This is a genomic window from uncultured Coprobacter sp., from assembly GCF_947855755.1.
Taxonomy (GTDB): domain Bacteria; phylum Bacteroidota; class Bacteroidia; order Bacteroidales; family Coprobacteraceae; genus Coprobacter.
In genome coordinates this window covers 54,550-71,928 of record NZ_CANUAR010000010.1, presented here as the reverse complement: position 1 = coordinate 71,928, position 17,379 = coordinate 54,550, and the positions used below count along the sequence as shown (strand labels likewise).

Genomic DNA, 17,379 nt, shown 5'->3' with positions numbered 1-17,379 from the left:
CGATCGTGTTCGGTTAATAACTCGATTATTGCGGAAAAAGACTAAAATACAGGTTGAAGGATTGGTTTCTCGTTGGAGTTCTATTTTTTGTTATTAACAACAGTGGATAATGTTAATGTCTTTATTTTTATTAAGTTATATTTTTTATTGGAAGAGTTATAAAAATGAATTGTTGATAACATTGTTAATAATCCGTTGTAATTTGTAAGTTATAAACTATTCGTTGATTATCGATTTAAAAAATTAAATTTTCTTTCATTGAAGGATTGAATCTACTTGAAATAAAAGTATTATTATAACTCTTAGAGCCTATCGTAAATTTTGCTCGGGTCAGTTTTGAGAGTTTCTTTTGAGTATGTTTTTCTGTTTTTAGGAGGATGATAGCGGGCTATCTGACGAGTGAAAACGGGAAAAAAGACCGGAAGAAAGCGCAAAAATGACCTGATAATATTTTTCTATTGGAAAATTTAGACAAGCTCTTACATAGGATCGACATCGTAATATACGGTAACAGATTTGAATCGTTCGTCTTTTAGCATATCGTCTTGAGCCTGATATAAGAGTTCTCTCACTTTTGCCATAGATGCATTATTTTCTACTTTTAGAACGATTTTGCGGATATATAGAGATTGTATCCGGGCAACAGGGGGAAGATCCGGACCTAATATGCGATGAGCGAAAACCTGTCGTAAACGTGTTGCATAAGAAAATGCGATCGAATTGAGAATTGTTTCATCTCTATGTTTAAGATATATATATATCAATCGGAAAAAGGGCGGATAGGAAAATTGCCGACGTTCCTCCATTTGTGTATAGAACATTCCTGTGTAATCGTGGTTGATAACCTGTTGTATGAGCGGATGTTCAGGCTGTGCCGTTTGCAGAATTACAGTACCCTGGCGTTTCTTTCGTCCGGCACGTCCTGCAACTTGAGCCATAAGTTGAAATGCCCGTTCGTGAGCTCTGAAATCAGGAAAATTCATCATTGTATCGGCACTTAAAATACCGACTACGCTTACGTTATCGAAATCCAGTCCTTTGGTGATCATTTGAGTCCCGACCAGAATTTGAGTTTTGTGCTGTTCGAAGTCTTCGATCAGCTGTTCATAAGCCTTTCTCGTACGAGTAGTATCCAGATCCATACGGGCGATTTGGTAACCCGGAAAATATTGGGCGGTATCCTCTTCGATGCGTTCTGTACCGAATCCTCGAATGTCGATTTCAGTATGTCCGCAAGCAGGACATTGTCTGGGAACTTCGCATGTATATCCGCAATAATGACAAGTAAGTTGATGATATCGTTTATGATAGGTTAATGTTACATCGCAATATTTACATTTGGGAACCCATGCACAAAGTTTACACTCTATTACTGGGGCGAAACCTCTGCGGTTTTGAAATAAAATGACCTGTTCCCCTCTTTTTAAGGCTTGATTGGCTTCATCGAGAAGCAGAGGAGATATATTGCCGGTCATCTGTTTTTTACGACGAAGCTCTTGAGTATTGGCTACTAATATTCGAGGCAATTGTATATCTTCGAAACGGGAAGAAAGTTCTACGAATCCATATTTCCCTTGTTGTGCATTATAGTAGCTTTCTAAAGCCGGAGTAGCACTTCCTAATAATGTTTTTGCACCGTGCATCGATGCCAATACGATGGCTGCGTTACGGGCATGATAGCGTGGAGCGGGGTCTTGTTGTTTGTAGGTGTTTTCATGTTCTTCATCTACAATAACCAGTCCTAAATCTTTGAAAGGTAAAAATATTGAGGATCGTACTCCGAGAATGACTTGTATTCCTTTGTCCTTTAGTAGGTTATTCCATATTTCTACCCGTTCGTTATCGGTGAATTTGGAGTGGTAAATAGCAAGACGGTCTCCGAAAACTCGTTGTAGCCGGGTTGTAAGTTGAGTAGTTAAAGCTATTTCAGGAACGAGATAGAGCACCTGCCTCCCTTTTTGGATGACTTCTTGAATCAGGTGGATATATATTTCGGTCTTACCGCTGGAAGTTACACCGTGCAGCAAAGTAACCTCTTTATCTTTGAAAGAATAAAATATTTCGTCAAGAGCTTTTTGCTGTACCGTGTTGAGAGAGTGAGCCGGTTCAGCAGACCGTTCGGTAGTGCCTAACCGACTTATTTCCCGTTTATAAGAGATTAGTATCCCTTTATCGAGCAGTCCTGAAAGGACTGATGAGGATACATCGGCTCTTTCGAGCAGAGTATTTCGGGATACTTCTTTATATTGCCCTCTTTGCATGAATGATGACAATTCGAGATAGGCCATCAATAATTTGAGCTGTTTCTTGGCAGATGTCAATTGTTCGAAAATAGGCCGTAGTTTCTCTTGTTCTTCCGGTTCGAAAGCCAGTTTTATATATGTCTCGGTTTTAGGGCGATATTTCCGTTTAATCTGTTCTGTAATGAATAAAACCTCTTTGTCGAGCAGAGTACGGATAACAGGTAAAATATTGCGTAACCCGCTCTCTTTCTCCAGATCTTGTACTGAGATTTTAGGATACTTGCTTAGTGTGTCTAATAATATCGATTCCCTTTCTGTTAGTCGGTTGTCCGAATTTTCTTCATAATCAGGATTAGGAGAAACTAAGGTTTCGCTTTCTAATTTTAATCCTGACGGTAGTGCAGCTTTATATACATCGCCGACAGAGCAAAAATAATACCCGGCAATCCATTCCCAAAATTTGAGTTGAGGACGTCGTAAAATCGGCTCATTGTCCAATAAAGAGATAATCTCTTTTGTCTCATAATCAGCAGGTGCATGATTATGAGTAAAAATGACGATAGCCGTATAATATTTTTTTCGTCCGAAAGGGACGATAACCCGGCTTCCGGTAGATAAATTTTCTTTTAATTCCGCAGGAATACGGTATGTATAATATTTATGTAACGGAAGAGGTAATATGACATCGGCAAACTGGGACACGTCTGGTATGGATTTAGAATTGTCAGACAAAAATAGTAAAATGCCTCGGATTTGTAATGCTCATCTCATTTATAATTTGCAAATTGAGAAACGTCAGTAATAGTCAATCTGAATTTTCAAAAATATTATCCAGTCTTTTGTCGTTTTTACGAAGAGAATCGTAGACTATATGCTGAGTGAAAATAACAAGGTATCTTCAGAATAAACTCTCAAATCTGACTTGAATAGAATTTGGACAGATTCTAAGAAAATCTATTAATTAAAAATCCTTTTTATTTTTTTAATTGTGATATGATTAATTCTTATATTTGTGATATAGGGTTAATATGAGATTGATTTAGCTAAGTTTATTATATATTTTGAAGGAAATATTGACATGGAGAAAGGTAATTTAAGTTCTAGCTCTTTTAGCTATAGAGATTATAATAGTTATAATCGTAAATTTAATGAGCAAGATTATATTCTTGTAGTAAAAGATGAAGATTTCCCGGATAAAAATGTTATTTCTATCTTACATAGGGATGGACAAATAATAGAAGATATTGATGAATATGATATGGGGAATAAAATATTTATCGTGAAGGATAAATATAACCAAGATGTATTATCGTTAGGGGAGCGATTTACTGTTAATCAGTTATTTAAAATTGCATCGGGAAATGTCATTTATAATAGTGGAAATGAAGAAAACCCCAACTTCCCTAAGGTTAAAACCTTTCATTCTAATTTAAGTGAAATTTTAAACAATGAGATAATAGAAATATTTGAAGGTGAAATAAGTGAAGCAAAGTCTACTTTTAGCTTGAAAGAAGATATTCTGAAACCTCTGTTGTCTGATAATTATGTAGGACTTAATAATTGTTTTTTTATAACAGAAGATAATAAAACAATGAAAGGACCTTTTGTTGCAAAGAAAAAAGATAGTGAGGAACGATTTGTTATAAGGAAATCTGAATATATGCAATTTGGAGAATATGAAATGAAAGAAAAATCTTTTGTTGCCTTTTCTGCAAATGATGTTGATAGGAGGATTTTCATCCCAGGAGTGAATGAATTGCCTTCTCCGCATATAATTGATTTCATAAGTGACGAAGATTTATTAAAGGAATTTGAAATAAGAGTAAAAGGTTCTTCTAATGATTATAATATTGATGTTTTAAATTCATTCATTGATTTTATTCAAAAATCTAGGTCGGAAATAAGTGATAATGCCTATGTGAGAAGAAATGAACGATTATTGGCTATTATAGATGCGGGAAAAAATGAGATATTGTCAAATATTGATTTTATAGATCGTTTGCCTCAGATGAAGTTTGTGAGAGATACAATAAATAAATTGTCAGAAAAAAGATTGCAATTAAATGCGGAAATTGAGAGGTTAAAAACTCAAGAAGAAAAATTGCAACAAGATATAGAAAAGGAAAATCAGGAATTTGAGAGTTTAAAACGGGATAAAGAGAATTTTAAAGAACAAGAGTTGATTAATAAAAAAACGAATTTAGAAGCTGAAATAACGAAACTAGAAGAACGCAAAAATAACTTATCTTCATTTGTTAATGTTGAAGAGGAAAGACTCTCTGAAGAATTAGCAACAATAAAGGAAGACATACGGTGGAGAGAAAATAGTAAACGAGACCTAGAGGATGCGATTCAGAACCTAAGAAAAGAATTTGTTAATAAACAAATAGAAGAGCAAGAAAAGTTGAAAGAATTAATTCAGCATAAAAAGTATTTTGATTTTTTGAGTGGGCGTGATTTATCTACATATAATATAAATGAAGAAATTAAGTATCCAGATTTAAGGATTAAAGATGAAGATGTGAAATATGAGAACTATGTTTCATTCAGAAATAAAGTATTAGATATTCTTGCGCGAAATAATAGAAAGGTGGATTCTCACTTTCTTGACAATCTTCTTATTTCAATTCATCAGAATACTCTTACACTATTGGCTGGATTACCGGGTACAGGAAAGACTTCTTTAGCAAAGTTGTTAGTGAATATTTTGGCTCCTACTGAAAAAATAAGAGAAGTATCTGTAAGTCGTGGGTGGACTAGCAGCAAAGATTTAATAGGTTTTTTTAATCCATTAACAAAAAGATTTACTCCATCATCAACTGGAATATATCCATTATTGAAGCAATTGGATTATGAATGTAAGAACAGTCTATTTTTAGATTCTTCTCTAGCTTATGTAATTCTAGATGAGGCAAATTTGAGTCCGCTGGAACATTATTGGTCAATATTTTATAACTTAACAGATAGTAAAGTGGATGAAGGTAAATACTTTGCCTTAGATTTAGGTGGTACAGAGCATCTTAGATACGCTAATAATTTAAGATTTATTGGTACAATAAATTATGATCAAACTACTGAAGAACTTTCTCCTCGAGTAATAGATCGTGCCAATATTATACGTTTAAAACCTGAAAATTTCAATATAGACAATTTAATCTGTCAAGATATTAAAAAAGTTCTTTTGCGTTATAAGGACATAATAGATTATTTTGAGTTGTTAGATTTTAAGGATGAATTAAATGTTGCTTTTGATGATGAACGAGAACAGCTTTTCAGGGATATTAAAGACAAATTTAGAAAACTGAATATTTATGTAAGTCCCCGTGTTGAAATATCGATAAAAAGGTATTGTAATGTTGCTAAAAAAATTATGCATGAAGAAAACAGACCGCTTGATTATGCTATAGCTCAACGCCTATTGCCTTTAATCAATGTACAAGGTATACATGCTAAGCAGAAATTAAAAGAACTTCAAGAAAAGTTACCTGAAGAGAAATTTAGTATATCTGCAAGTATTTTGAAAGATATAATTTCATTGGGAGAGGAAGGAGAAATTTATGAGAATCAATTTAATTACTTTTTAACATTGTCTCATGCTTAAGGTTTTTCGACATCATCATAATAATATTGAGGAAGTTCGTCCTGTTAATGGTGTATATAAAGTTTGTGAGCTAGATGCTTATGAACTGAAATATACTTCAAATTCGCCGATAATAGATCAAAAGGTTTTTTTGGAGGATATTCTACTGGATTGTTCAATGTTTAATATTACTCAATTAGAGGTTGTTACAATAAAACCAGAATGTTTATTTATTGACTGCTTTGGATTTTCCTCATTGAAAGTCAATAATGAAGTTTTTAATTTTAATGTTTTGATAGAAAAGCTAAAAAAAGATGATGCTGAGGGTATGTTAATGTATCTATGGAAGCAGGATAGAAGATTATATAATATTTTTTTATCTAAGAGTTCTATTACTGCATCTAATATACAAGAAACAGAGATTAATATGACATCTAAGTTTATTAATTATGCTAATTCTTTTTATGATAAAATGTTGGAGTATATTGCCTCATTTAAATCGTTACCGTATTATGTATTACGTCCGAAAAGTGAACTTTCAAATTATTTTGCGAATTTAATTGACGCAGATTCTATACCATGGATATTAGAAAATTTGGATGCAGTATCTTTTAGCCCTGAATTTCGATATGATCCTGATGCAATTGATTTTAATGGGACTTATGGAGTTATAGACCAAGTGTTTGTCAACAAACAGGTTTACTGCTATAATACATATGAAAATAATATTATTTTAGGGGGATTTTTACGTTTGATAAATAAATTGAGCTCCTTAAAAAAAGAGATAAGTAACAACATTGATGTAACAAAGAAATATAGTGATGATAATTATGTCGATTTTCGAGACCTTAAAAAGATTCCGTATATACGATTATTGAAAGAGGCCGTGGATATTAAACGCAAACTTGAAAATTTATATTTAAAGTACAGAAATATTTTTATTGATGCTCTCCCTCAAATAGAACGTCCTACTTTAACTCCTGTTTTTATTGGCCGTAGGCATTATGCCAATGCTTTTAAGTTGGTACAAAAAGCATGGAATGTTAAATTTGATTTTCATGGCGATATGCTATTATTCAATATACAGAAAATGAGTTATTTGTATGAGATGTATAATTTCTATTTTTTGTTAGAAGTTGTAGATAAAGAAGTAAAGGAGTTAGAATTTAAAGAAAATGAAAGTTATAATGATTGTAATGCTGGATATTTTAAATCTTATAAGAAAGATGAATTGACTATTAATTTTTATTATGAACCGCATTTTTTTTGTGAGAAACAATCTATGTTAGATTTAGTTAGAATTGATAGTGAGGAGGGTACTTATTACAAACCTGATTTTTTAATTGAGTTTGTATCTCTTTCTAAAGATAATGTTTATTGTATATTAGATGCTAAATATTCTAGAGAAAGGACTATTGGAAGGAGGTTAAATGATTGTATATATAAATATATATTAAATACAGGTATATTCCAAAACCCGTATAGAAAAATAGATTATTTATTTATTTTAGCCCCAGTAGATAAAAAAGTAGATTATATTATGATTGATTCATATTATCCTCAAATTGGGATAATACCTTCTAAGCCTTCTAATGTTGTAGATATACAAGATACGATTTCAAAGGTAATAAAAAAATCTTATGAACAATTAAGTAATAAATATATTGCATAATTAATCTCTTAAGGCAGAGGAAATACAATACATAGTTGATATAAATAATAGAACGATACAAGTAAAAACAATTCTTTTGAATCCAAATATTTTATGTTTAATGGTATTTGTTTTTGTTTCCGTCAGTATAGAAAAAATAAAGAGGTAGTCTCAAAATAAAAATTGGAATTTGAAAATCTTATAGATTGAAACTTCAAAAAGAAAAATACCTTGTTGTTATGTATAGGAGTAGTCATTTTTGTTTTGACACGCCCCCTTTTTTATGTCAAAAATCCGTATCATAATCTTTTAATAATTCGTTAGCGTCTTGGATATCATGAGGTGTATATATATCAGCCATTAATACCGAGTGCCAGCGGGCTTGATCCCTGATGCTCAACTTATCTACATTATTTCTTAACATAGTCGTTACCCCTGTGTCTTTCAGTGAATAAAATTTATATTGAGGTTTGAGTTTCAATGCCGGCCTTAAATGTAAATGCCAGTAATCCCGGAACTGTTTTTCAGATCGATATTCCAGACCCGGCCGACACTCGGAAGAAAACAAATAATAGTTTGTCGGATAGGTTAGGACTCCTAAATCGATCATAAGGGTAATTATTTTTTTATTTAATGTAACAACGGCATCGCAGCGATTCTTTGCAATATCACCGGACACAAATATTGTCTGATGCTTCACGGAAATGTCTCCGATCTTTATTTTAGACATTTCTTTCGGCCGGATAAAACAGTAATGCAGAATATAACAGGCTAACAGGTAGTGTTTGTTGTGATTTGTCAACCATGTTTTTAAAGAATCCAATATATTGGGTGGGATTACGGTACGCTGTTTTTTTATGGATCGTTTACCTAATACATCTAATCCGTCAGTAAATTTGCTCGAATGATAACTGTTTTTTGTCAGATATGAAGCGAACACCCGTAACCAGCCTAAATAATTATCACGAGTTTGCGGACAATTTCCCCGATCGATATAAATATGATTTAAAAAATTGTTGGCGTAATCTTTATTCAATTGGTAAATATAAGTGATCGGAATCGGTAAAGAAGTATTGTATTTAATCAAATTACGCATATAAGACATATATCCCGTATAAGTATCTTCACGCAAAATACCGTCTTTCAAATACCTTGTAATTGTTCGTTCATAGGACAGGCATACATCGGCAAACAGCATATATCCTTTTCCCGTTCCTTGTTCGATAAAAGGATTATAACCGGCTCTTAATTTCTCTGACAGCCGTATTATCAAATCGCTTGCATATTTCCTTCGTTCGCTGATCTTTTCGACGTGATTTATTTTTATGCGTTTGAGCCGCATTTTATTAAGTTCCGGATCAAACGCATAAAAACCTATATACCAGTCTTTCCCGTTTTTCCCTGTGTATAATTTCGGAGGAGTATATCCGATAATACTCTCTAATTGTTGGTTTTTCTTTCGTATAGACATTTTTTTTTTTGCCCGGCTTAAAAAAAGTCGACCAAATGTTTAACAACCCTCTCCCGTATTTCTCCCGGCACAAAATAGCGACATAGCCGTAACTTATTGATAATCAATAAGTTACGGCTATGTATGTCGGGGTGACTGGATTCGAACCAGCGACCACACGCCCCCCAGACGTGTACTCTAACCGGACTGAGCTACGCCCCGATTAATTGTGTGGCAAAAGTAGTATATTTATTTTTATCAGCAAAATTTTTCTGTAAAATTTAGACAGACTCTCAGGGAAACATAACTTGTCCTATATAGAAAAGAGATTCTTTTATAAGTGAAAAAGATCTCGGTACAGATCAAAAGCGGTACATATTTCCTCTTTTGTTGCTGTTTGGTTAATTTCCACTATGCCGACATCTTTCAGTAATGTGAAATTGACACTATCCGATTCGTTTTTTTTGTCGTGAGTCATCTTTTCATGTAAAGAGTCGTAATCTTCACATGTAATTGGAAATGCACCGTAATTATCAGCAATGAAAGTCGATAATTGACGAATACGTTCTACCGGAAAGCCTAAATGCATGTGAGATAATAGCAGTTCGCAAATCAATCCCCAAGCTACGGCATATCCATGTTGTATCGGAGATTTGCGTTCATGCGATAAACTTTCGAATGCATGTCCTACTGTATGACCGAGATTTAAAGATTTTCGGATATTCTTTTCAAAAGGATCAGCTTCCACTATGCGTTCTTTTACTTTTACTGATTCTTCCAGTAATTTCAGCAGTTTGTCTAAATCGAGATTGGAAAAATCCAATGCCAATAATTTGTTGTATGTGTCGGGACTGCTAATCAGTCCGTGTTTAAGCATTTCTGCATAGCCCGAAAGGAGATGTTCTCGGGATAATGTTTTAAAAAAAAACGTAGAAATCAATACCGATTCAGCCGGATTGAATACTCCTATTTCATTTTTTAGTCCGTTGAAGTTGATTCCGGTTTTCCCGCCTACTGCAGCATCTACCGCACCTAATAATGTTGTGGGAATATTGATATAACGAATACCCCGTTTGAATGTGGATGCTGCAAATCCGCCCAGATCAGTTACCATGCCGCCTCCCAGATTGATCATAAAAGAACGGCGGGTGGCATGTTTATCGCTTAAAATTTTCCATACGGAGGCTAAAGCCTCCAGGTTTTTATGCGTGTCGTCCGCTTCGATGATGATTTGTTCGGCATTACTGCATAACGTACTGTTTTCAAGTAAAGGGAATGCAAATTTGAAAGTATTTCGGTCTGTTAATACGAACAACTTATCATAGGAATAACGAGATAACATTTCATCGATACTTTCAGATATATTTTGCGTGAAAATAACGGGTTGTTTCGACATAGGTTTATTTTTTTAATGCAGTATATATTTCTTCAAACCGGTCAGCTAAAGTTTGCATATCGGGAAAAAGCAGGTTTGCTCCGGCAGATAAAAGAACTTTATCATCTAAAGGTCCGGTATTTACTCCGATCGTAAAGATCCCTGCGGCAACACCGGCTTCTACGCCTAATGGAGCGTTTTCGATGACAACTGCCTGATTCGGTTTTGCTCTGGCTTTTTGCAATCCTATTAAATATGGTTCAGGATGAGGTTTTCCATATTTGACGTCAAAGGCGGTTACCATTGTTTCCGGAGTGAAGATACCGGGATATTCGTGATCTAATTTATCAAGAAGGGATGTTTGTCCTGATCCGGTTACCAAAACCGGAGTTAATCCGGCTGCTTTTATTTTTTTTAGAAATTCGGCCGCTCCCGGCATGGCTTCGGCTTTTGGTTGCCGGTTAAAACTCTCGGTTTTCTTTGCGTAGATTTCGTGAATCTCTTTTTCGGTAGCCGGGCGGTTGAATGCTCGTTGGAATAGTAGGTTGATTGTAGAAGCGCCGGTTCTACCTTCATATAAATAAAATTCACTGGGTGTAGAATCTATGCCTAAAGCCGAAATCGTTTCATACCACGCATTAGCGTGATTCTTCATCGAATCATACAAAACACCGTCCATATCGATAAGTACGGCTTTCAGATCGATTTTGTCATATCCATGCTTATCTAAAAAAGTTTGTATTTCCGGATTCGTCATCTTATCTTTTTTTAGTTTTGCAAAAATACAAAGTATTTGTTACTTATAATTGCAAAATTTACTTTTGAATGAAAAACTTTATTTGAGAAGGGGAAATAGATATCTTTGTAAGAGCCTGTCTGAATTTTGCACGGATATCGAAACGTGTGAAGCTATGATATCCTTGTTATCGGAATACATAGATAGGTTTTAAGAAATAATTTTTGTATGTTGCAAAATCAGCTATTAATTAATGAGAAAGGTATTATTATTTTCGATTGTTTTTTTAATTTCTTTATCAAATGTTTTTTCTCAGGATACGGTGTATTGTTATGATAGATATGAGCTTAAAAAAGATATGCCTGTTTATTATAAACAGATACGTGACCGATTGGTATTTCCGGATGCTTGGGGTAATTCGTCGATAAGGTCATTTAAGAGATGGAGGAAATATGCTCGAAAACTGTTAAAAGAAAGTTTACAAGCGATACTTCCGGAGACCCATTTTGGGTATCGGACTATTGATATGGAGCAACGGGAAGGTTATCGAGTAGAGAAAATTGATTTTAATATTTCTTATGATGTACGCATTCCGGCGTATTTGCTTATTCCGGATGGAGAGGGTACGTTTCCGGCTCTTGTCGTATTGCATGATCATGGGGCCAAATTTTCAATAGGGAAAGAAAAAAATGTGCGACCGTTTCATGTCCCCGATTCTGTATTACAAGAATCTAAAGATTGGGTAAAGAAATGTTATGACGGTGTTTATATCGGGGACTTTTTTGCTTCGAAAGGATATGTGGTTTTAGTTATCGATGCTCTTTTTTGGGGAGAAAGAGGGCGTTTTGAAGGGGAAAATTACAATGCTCAACAGGCTCTTGCGTCGAATCTGTTCCAGCTTGGAATGTCTTGGTGCGGAGTCATTACGAATGATGATATTCGAAGTACAGATTTTTTAGCGACGTTACCTTTTGTAGATGCTGGCCGGATTGGGGCGGTCGGATTTTCGATCGGTGCGCATCGGGCATGGATGTTATCTGCGGCAAGTGACAGAATAAATACTACTGCTGCAATTTGCTGGATGAATACGACCGAATATTTAATGACGCTTGCCAATAATCAAAACAAAGGATATTCGGCATATTCGACCATTTTGCCGGGTCTTCGCAACCATCTTGATTATCCGCATGTAGCGTCGATTATATGTCCTAAACCTTTGTTGCTTTTTAATGGGGCGAAAGATAAACTTTTCCCATTATCCGGAACATGGGATGCCTTCGGTATTTTGCGTAAAGTGTGGGATAGTCAAGGTGTTTCAGATAACCTTGAAACCCGTGTATGGGATACTCCGCATGAGTTTAACAGAGAGATGCAAATAGAAGTATTGCGATTTATGGACAGGCATCTGAAAAAATAATATTTTTGAGATTGATGATTTCTGTTGTAATGTGAAATAATTTATAGGAGTTTTATGGCCTGTCTGAATTTTCCGACAAAGCAATTCTTAAAACAGACTTACGCAAAATTTAAACAGGTTCTGAGAGTATGTCGGAACTCCGTTTCGATTTATTACTGGAATTTTTTCGTTTTACATGTTTACAAGGCTTGTTATGAATGTGTATGTAAAGTAAAGGCATACGATAAATTTTAATGCAGTCCCCAGTAAGAATCCGACTAAAGATCCCAATCCGGATTTTATAGCGTGAGAAAGCTCTTTTTGTCCTAATAATTCACCGATAACAGCACCTAAGAAAGGACCGGCTATTATTCCCCAAGGTAAAAAGAAAAGCCCGATGATCGTTCCGATTAGGCAACCCCGGTTTCCCCATTTACTACCACCGCTATATTTGCTGCCCAGCATCGGAATGAAATAATCCAAGATCAATGTGATAACGACGATAAACAACCAAATCAGTAATTGTGTGCCGGAGTATTGTACTTTTTCGGTGATATGTAGGAGAAGAATGCCTAAATAGGCGACTGGCGGTCCCGGAAGAACCGGAAGAAAACATCCGGCTATTCCTGTAATGAGGCAAATTATTCCTAAAATAATCAATGCGATATCCATATTTTGTTTTTGATTTATAAGGTTGTAAATATATTCTTTTTTGTACAAAATAAGGGTGTTAACGATAAATAAAAAATTGAATGTAAGTAATAGGTGAGAGTTGTAAATATTGGTATGTTTTTATATGGAATATTGTAAAAAAACGAAAAGGCAACAAATCTCAGATTTCTTTGATTTGTTGCCTTTCGTACCCGGAGCGGGACTTGAACCCGCACAGCTGCAATAGCCAAAGGATTTTAAGTCCTTCGTGTCTACCATTCCACCATCCGGGCGGCCTGGAGCGAAAAACGGGACTCGAACCCGCGACCCTAACCTTGGCAAGGTTATGCTCTACCAACTGAGCTATTTTCGCATTTGCGACTGCAAATATAGAATTGTTTTTTGTTTTTTCAAAAGATTTATAGCCGAAAAGCTCGATAAACTTTTAAAAATATGATTTTATGAGTTTATCAAGAAATGATTTTGTGTTGATATTTAACCTGCTAATCTTTGATTTTTAGTTTGTTATATAATATAATCCGTTTGCGATGCCGACTTGATAACTTCGTAACATATATTTATGTTCTCGAGCTGTTCCGCTTAAAGGAGAACCTGTTCCTTCAAAAACATCGAATGTCGATTTACATTGTGGGCAATAAGCGTGATATGTCTCTTCATCTATGTCGATTCTGACTGAGGGATCTCGTTCTACCGGACATGTCAGGTCGTAAGCGTATAATTGATTAGAATATCCGCAGACCAGTAATACACCTCCATAGCCTGTTGCAGAAGATACATTATAAAATTCTTTGTTGGGAATTTTGTTGAGAATAAATTTCTGATAGTCCGGAAACGCATGTACACCGTATTGACTCCATAAAGCAGAGCTTCTGAACTCGATTCTTACGGTCGTTACCGGAATACGGTATTCATCATTCTTATCGCATCCGGAGAAAAGAATAATCAGAAATAGATATAATATGAATGGATATTTGAACATTACAGACATTTACAGATATAAAACGCAGAGATATTCTCTTTGGTATATCTCTGCGTGTGAAGAATTTATTTTTTTCTTTAAAAATCTTTGATCTTTTATCGAGATTTCCCTAAAAGAGCAGCTTCAGCCGATTCGATTTTGTTAAAATCAAATCCGTCTATAACTTGCTGTTTTAGTAAAGATATGCGATCATTGCAGAGGTTACCGATACTGCCTTCATGTGTATGTTGTACATGTTTATCGGGTTCAAATGTTCCGGCTTCGATACTCAATCCGACCTGTTTGTAAGCATCCCGAAACGGTACTCCGGAAAGGGTCAGACGGTTGACTTCTTCAACACTGAATATCAATTTGTATTTATCATCGTCCAGAATATGAGTGTTTACGGTCATATGGCTCATCATTTCCGTTACCATACGCAAACATTCCTTTAGTTCATCAAAAGCCGGCAAAAATATTTCTTTAATGATTTGCAGATCTCTAAAATATCCTGAGGGAAGATTATTGGAAATCAGTGTAATCTGATACGGAAGAGCTTGTATTTTATTACATTTGGCACGAGTTAATTCGAATACGTCCGGGTTTTTCTTATGAGGCATGATGCTTGATCCTGTAGTATATTCATCCGGAAGTTTGATGAATCCGAAATTTTGGGAGTTAAATAAACAGGCATCAAAAGCCAATTTCGACAATGTTGCGGCGATCGATCCCATCGCTGATGCGACAATCCGTTCGGTTTTTCCTCGTCCCATTTGAGCATATACGACGTTATAATCCATAGAATCGAATCCTAAAAGTCGGGTAGTCATTGTCCGATTCAGAGGAAATGATGAGCCGTATCCGGCAGCAGATCCCAACGGGTTTCTGTTGCAGATGCGATAAGCCGCTTGCATGACGGTAAGATCATCGACGAGACTCTCTGCGTAAGCGCCAAACCAAAGCCCGAATGAAGAGGGCATGGCAACTTGCAAATGCGTATATCCGGGCATTAAAATATTTTTATATGTATTGCTTTGTCGGATTAATGCATTTATCAAATTATCGGAAAGTTCGACAAGGGTCTTTATCTCACTGCGAATGAATAGTTTTAGATCCACGAGCACTTGGTCGTTTCGAGAACGTCCACTGTGTATTTTTTTCCCTATATCTCCTAATTTACGGGTCAGCATCAGTTCTACTTGCGAATGAACATCCTCAATGCCATCTTCTATAATGAACTCGCCTTTTTGGATTATGGCGTAAATGTTCCGAAGTTCTCCGGTCAGAATATCCAGTTCGTTTTTTGTTAATAATCCGATACTTTCGAGCATTGTAATATGAGCAATAGAACCCAATACATCATACGGAGCAAGATAGAGATCCATTTCCCTGTCTCTTCCTACTGTAAATCGGTCTATATCCGCATTTACCTGAACATTCTTTTCCCAGAGTTTCTGTGCCATGAAAATTTTTTTTATTCGTAAGTAATTGTCGTCAACATATCCGCCAGTTTTTCGATACCGTCTTGTAACGGTTTCGAAACCATTCCTTTAATGAGCATATTCAGTTCAGCCCGACATGTGATTTTGATTTTTGTCTCTTGATCGGTTACAGGTAATAATTGTATCCATAAAAAGAGAGGTACCGGAGATTTCTCCGTTTCGAATTTGATCGTTTTGTAAGGTTCTCGTTCGATAATTCTTAGTCCGAGAGAACCGACCGGATTTACCGAGAATGAGCAACTGTCTGTGTCACAAGAGAAATCCTGTATTTTGTCGACAGGCAAGCGGTCTTTAATCTTTTCCAAATTTTTTAGATCGGATATCGTGTTAAAGATGGTCTCTATATTTGCCGGAATAATTTTTATATTACTTTCGAATTGTGTCATTTGCCGTTTATTTATCTTGATTCCATTTAGCAGGGTCGCGTCTCCATTCTTGTAAAGTAGCAAGATCTTCTTCTTCGATATACTTGGTTTCCAGAGCTACTTCCAGTACAGCATCGTAGTTACTGAGGGTAGTCAATTTTACATTTGCCGCTTTGAATCGTTCTTCCGCAATCGGGAAACGATAAGTGAAAATTGCTGCCATACCTATGACTTCGCAACCTGCGTTGCGTATGGCTTCTACGGCTTTGAGACTGCTTCCGCCGGTAGAGATCAAATCCTCTATGACAACGACCCGTTGTCCCGGAATCAAATTTCCTTCGATCAGATTTTCAAGTCCGTGATCTTTGGGCGTAGAACGCACATATACGTATGGTAAACCTAATTCGTCAGCGACTAAAGCTCCTTGAGCGATTGCCCCTGTCGCTACACCTGCAATAGCGTCGACATTTTCATATTTTTCCATAATCAGACGGCACAATTCGATTTTGATAAAAGAACGGAGTGCCGGATAAGATAAGGTCTTGCGATTATCCGTATAAATCGGCGATTTCCATCCTGAAGCCCATGTGAAGGAATTGGATGGCTGGAGTTTTACTGCACTGATTTTAAGTAATTTTTCAGCGACTAATCTCTCTAAACTTTTCATGTTGTTATTGGTTCTATATTGTAACTCTTTTATTGTAAATGCAAAGTTACAAAAAACAGAACGAAAGAAAATTTTCTGGAATGATTTTTTCAGGTTCTTATTTGTTGTTTTGTTGAGTGATAGCTAAAGTTAAAAAAGAAATTTTACAATTTTCAGATTCCGATAATGCTTCAGCACATGCTAATAGAGTAGCTCCGGTAGTTACGACATCATCGATCAGTAAAATATGTTTATCTTTTATTCCTGCCGTTTCCTGAAGATAAAATGCCGAATGAGTGTTTAGCCAACGTTCATAGAGTGATTTATGGGTTTGACTTTCGTTTTTTTTCTTTCGGTATAATAAATGAGGACACACCTCTTTACCGATAACATCGGCAATACCTTTAGCGATCCATTCACTTTGGTTATATCCTCTGGCTCGCTCTTTGCTACGATGTAACGGAACAGGAACAATGATGTCTATGTCCTGAAGTTTCCCGTCTTTAAGCAGTTCCGAGGCGAAAAGAGTGCCCAAATATTTTCCGCAGAGCTTTTCTCCTTTGTATTTTATGTTGTGAATCAGATGTCTGTAATCCCCGTTTTGGGTAAAATAAAAGAAAGCGTATGCGTCTTGTATGTCGATTTTCCCTCTGAACAATTGTTCCATTGGATGGGATTCTTTTTTGTGAAAATCGGTTCGGGGTATATTGTGAATACAATGAAGACATAGAAATTCTTCGTGAGTTAGCAACGTTCTTCCACATACCCGGCAGGTGCGAGGATAAAATAGATCTATTATATTCCC

At 35.6% G+C, this 17,379-nt stretch carries 13 protein-coding genes and 3 tRNA genes; 3 read left to right on the top strand and 13 right to left on the bottom strand.

Annotated features, from left to right (window positions below; genetic code table 11):
* Nucleotides 1-479 precede the first annotated feature (479 nt).
* The gene (priA, locus tag Q0093_RS07410) at nt 480-2,945 is read right to left on the bottom strand and encodes a primosomal protein N' (protein ID WP_297929371.1); all 2,466 of its coding nucleotides are present in this window, start codon (nt 2,943-2,945) and stop codon (nt 480-482) included.
* Nucleotides 2,946-3,321: 376 nt separating this feature from the next.
* Between priA and Q0093_RS07405 the strand changes: the two genes are divergently transcribed.
* Nucleotides 3,322-5,844, top strand: a complete 2,523-nt coding sequence (locus tag Q0093_RS07405; protein ID WP_297929369.1) for a hypothetical protein — start codon at nt 3,322-3,324, stop codon at nt 5,842-5,844.
* The gene (locus Q0093_RS07400) at nt 5,837-7,495 is read left to right on the top strand and encodes a hypothetical protein (RefSeq protein ID WP_297929367.1); all 1,659 of its coding nucleotides are present in this window, start codon (nt 5,837-5,839) and stop codon (nt 7,493-7,495) included. The genes Q0093_RS07405 and Q0093_RS07400 overlap by 8 nt, the downstream gene beginning before the upstream one ends.
* A 265-nt stretch (nt 7,496-7,760) precedes the next feature.
* Here the strand turns inward: Q0093_RS07400 and Q0093_RS07395 are convergent, their stop codons facing one another.
* From Q0093_RS07395 to Q0093_RS07380, 4 genes are all read right to left on the bottom strand, one after another.
* Complete coding sequence (locus tag Q0093_RS07395; RefSeq protein WP_297929365.1) at nt 7,761-8,945, bottom strand: tyrosine-type recombinase/integrase; 1,185 nt, start codon at nt 8,943-8,945, stop codon at nt 7,761-7,763.
* A 126-nt stretch (nt 8,946-9,071) separates the two neighbouring features.
* Nucleotides 9,072-9,146 (bottom strand) — tRNA-Pro (locus Q0093_RS07390).
* 112 nt (nt 9,147-9,258) lie between these two features.
* Nucleotides 9,259-10,320: a 3-dehydroquinate synthase gene (gene aroB, locus Q0093_RS07385; protein WP_297929363.1), complete on the bottom strand. Its 1,062-nt coding sequence runs from the start codon at nt 10,318-10,320 to the stop codon at nt 9,259-9,261.
* A 4-nt stretch (nt 10,321-10,324) separates the two neighbouring features.
* Nucleotides 10,325-11,056 carry an HAD-IA family hydrolase gene (locus Q0093_RS07380; protein ID WP_297929361.1) on the bottom strand — a complete coding sequence of 244 codons (732 nt, stop codon included), beginning with the start codon at nt 11,054-11,056 and terminating at the stop codon, nt 10,325-10,327.
* Between the two features lie 232 nt (nt 11,057-11,288).
* Between Q0093_RS07380 and Q0093_RS07375 the strand changes: the two genes are divergently transcribed.
* Nucleotides 11,289-12,452 carry an alpha/beta hydrolase family protein gene (locus tag Q0093_RS07375; protein WP_297929359.1) on the top strand — a complete coding sequence of 388 codons (1,164 nt, stop codon included), beginning with the start codon at nt 11,289-11,291 and terminating at the stop codon, nt 12,450-12,452.
* Between the two features lie 171 nt (nt 12,453-12,623).
* On the opposite strand, the gene Q0093_RS07370 is transcribed toward Q0093_RS07375, so the two are convergent.
* From Q0093_RS07370 to Q0093_RS07335, 8 genes are all read right to left on the bottom strand, one after another.
* The gene (locus tag Q0093_RS07370; RefSeq protein ID WP_297929358.1) at nt 12,624-13,103 is read right to left on the bottom strand and encodes a DUF456 domain-containing protein; all 480 of its coding nucleotides are present in this window, start codon (nt 13,101-13,103) and stop codon (nt 12,624-12,626) included.
* 188 nt (nt 13,104-13,291) lie between these two features.
* Nucleotides 13,292-13,375 (bottom strand) — tRNA-Leu (locus Q0093_RS07365).
* A gap of 4 nt (nt 13,376-13,379) precedes the next feature.
* A tRNA-Gly gene (locus Q0093_RS07360) sits at nt 13,380-13,455 on the bottom strand.
* A 144-nt stretch (nt 13,456-13,599) separates the two neighbouring features.
* A complete protein-coding gene (locus Q0093_RS07355; protein WP_294176318.1) occupies nt 13,600-14,091 on the bottom strand; it encodes a hypothetical protein in 492 nt (163 codons plus the stop codon).
* Nucleotides 14,092-14,177: 86 nt separating this feature from the next.
* Complete coding sequence (gene argH, locus Q0093_RS07350; RefSeq protein ID WP_297929355.1) at nt 14,178-15,524, bottom strand: argininosuccinate lyase; 1,347 nt, start codon at nt 15,522-15,524, stop codon at nt 14,178-14,180.
* 11 nt (nt 15,525-15,535) lie between these two features.
* The gene (locus Q0093_RS07345; RefSeq protein WP_294176316.1) at nt 15,536-15,949 is read right to left on the bottom strand and encodes an SRPBCC family protein; all 414 of its coding nucleotides are present in this window, start codon (nt 15,947-15,949) and stop codon (nt 15,536-15,538) included.
* Nucleotides 15,950-15,956: 7 nt separating this feature from the next.
* The gene (gene pyrE / locus Q0093_RS07340; RefSeq protein ID WP_022391262.1) at nt 15,957-16,595 is read right to left on the bottom strand and encodes an orotate phosphoribosyltransferase; all 639 of its coding nucleotides are present in this window, start codon (nt 16,593-16,595) and stop codon (nt 15,957-15,959) included.
* Nucleotides 16,596-16,692: 97 nt separating this feature from the next.
* Nucleotides 16,693-17,241: a ComF family protein gene (locus tag Q0093_RS07335; protein ID WP_297929353.1), complete on the bottom strand. Its 549-nt coding sequence runs from the start codon at nt 17,239-17,241 to the stop codon at nt 16,693-16,695.
* Nucleotides 17,242-17,379: the final 138 nt, after the last annotated feature.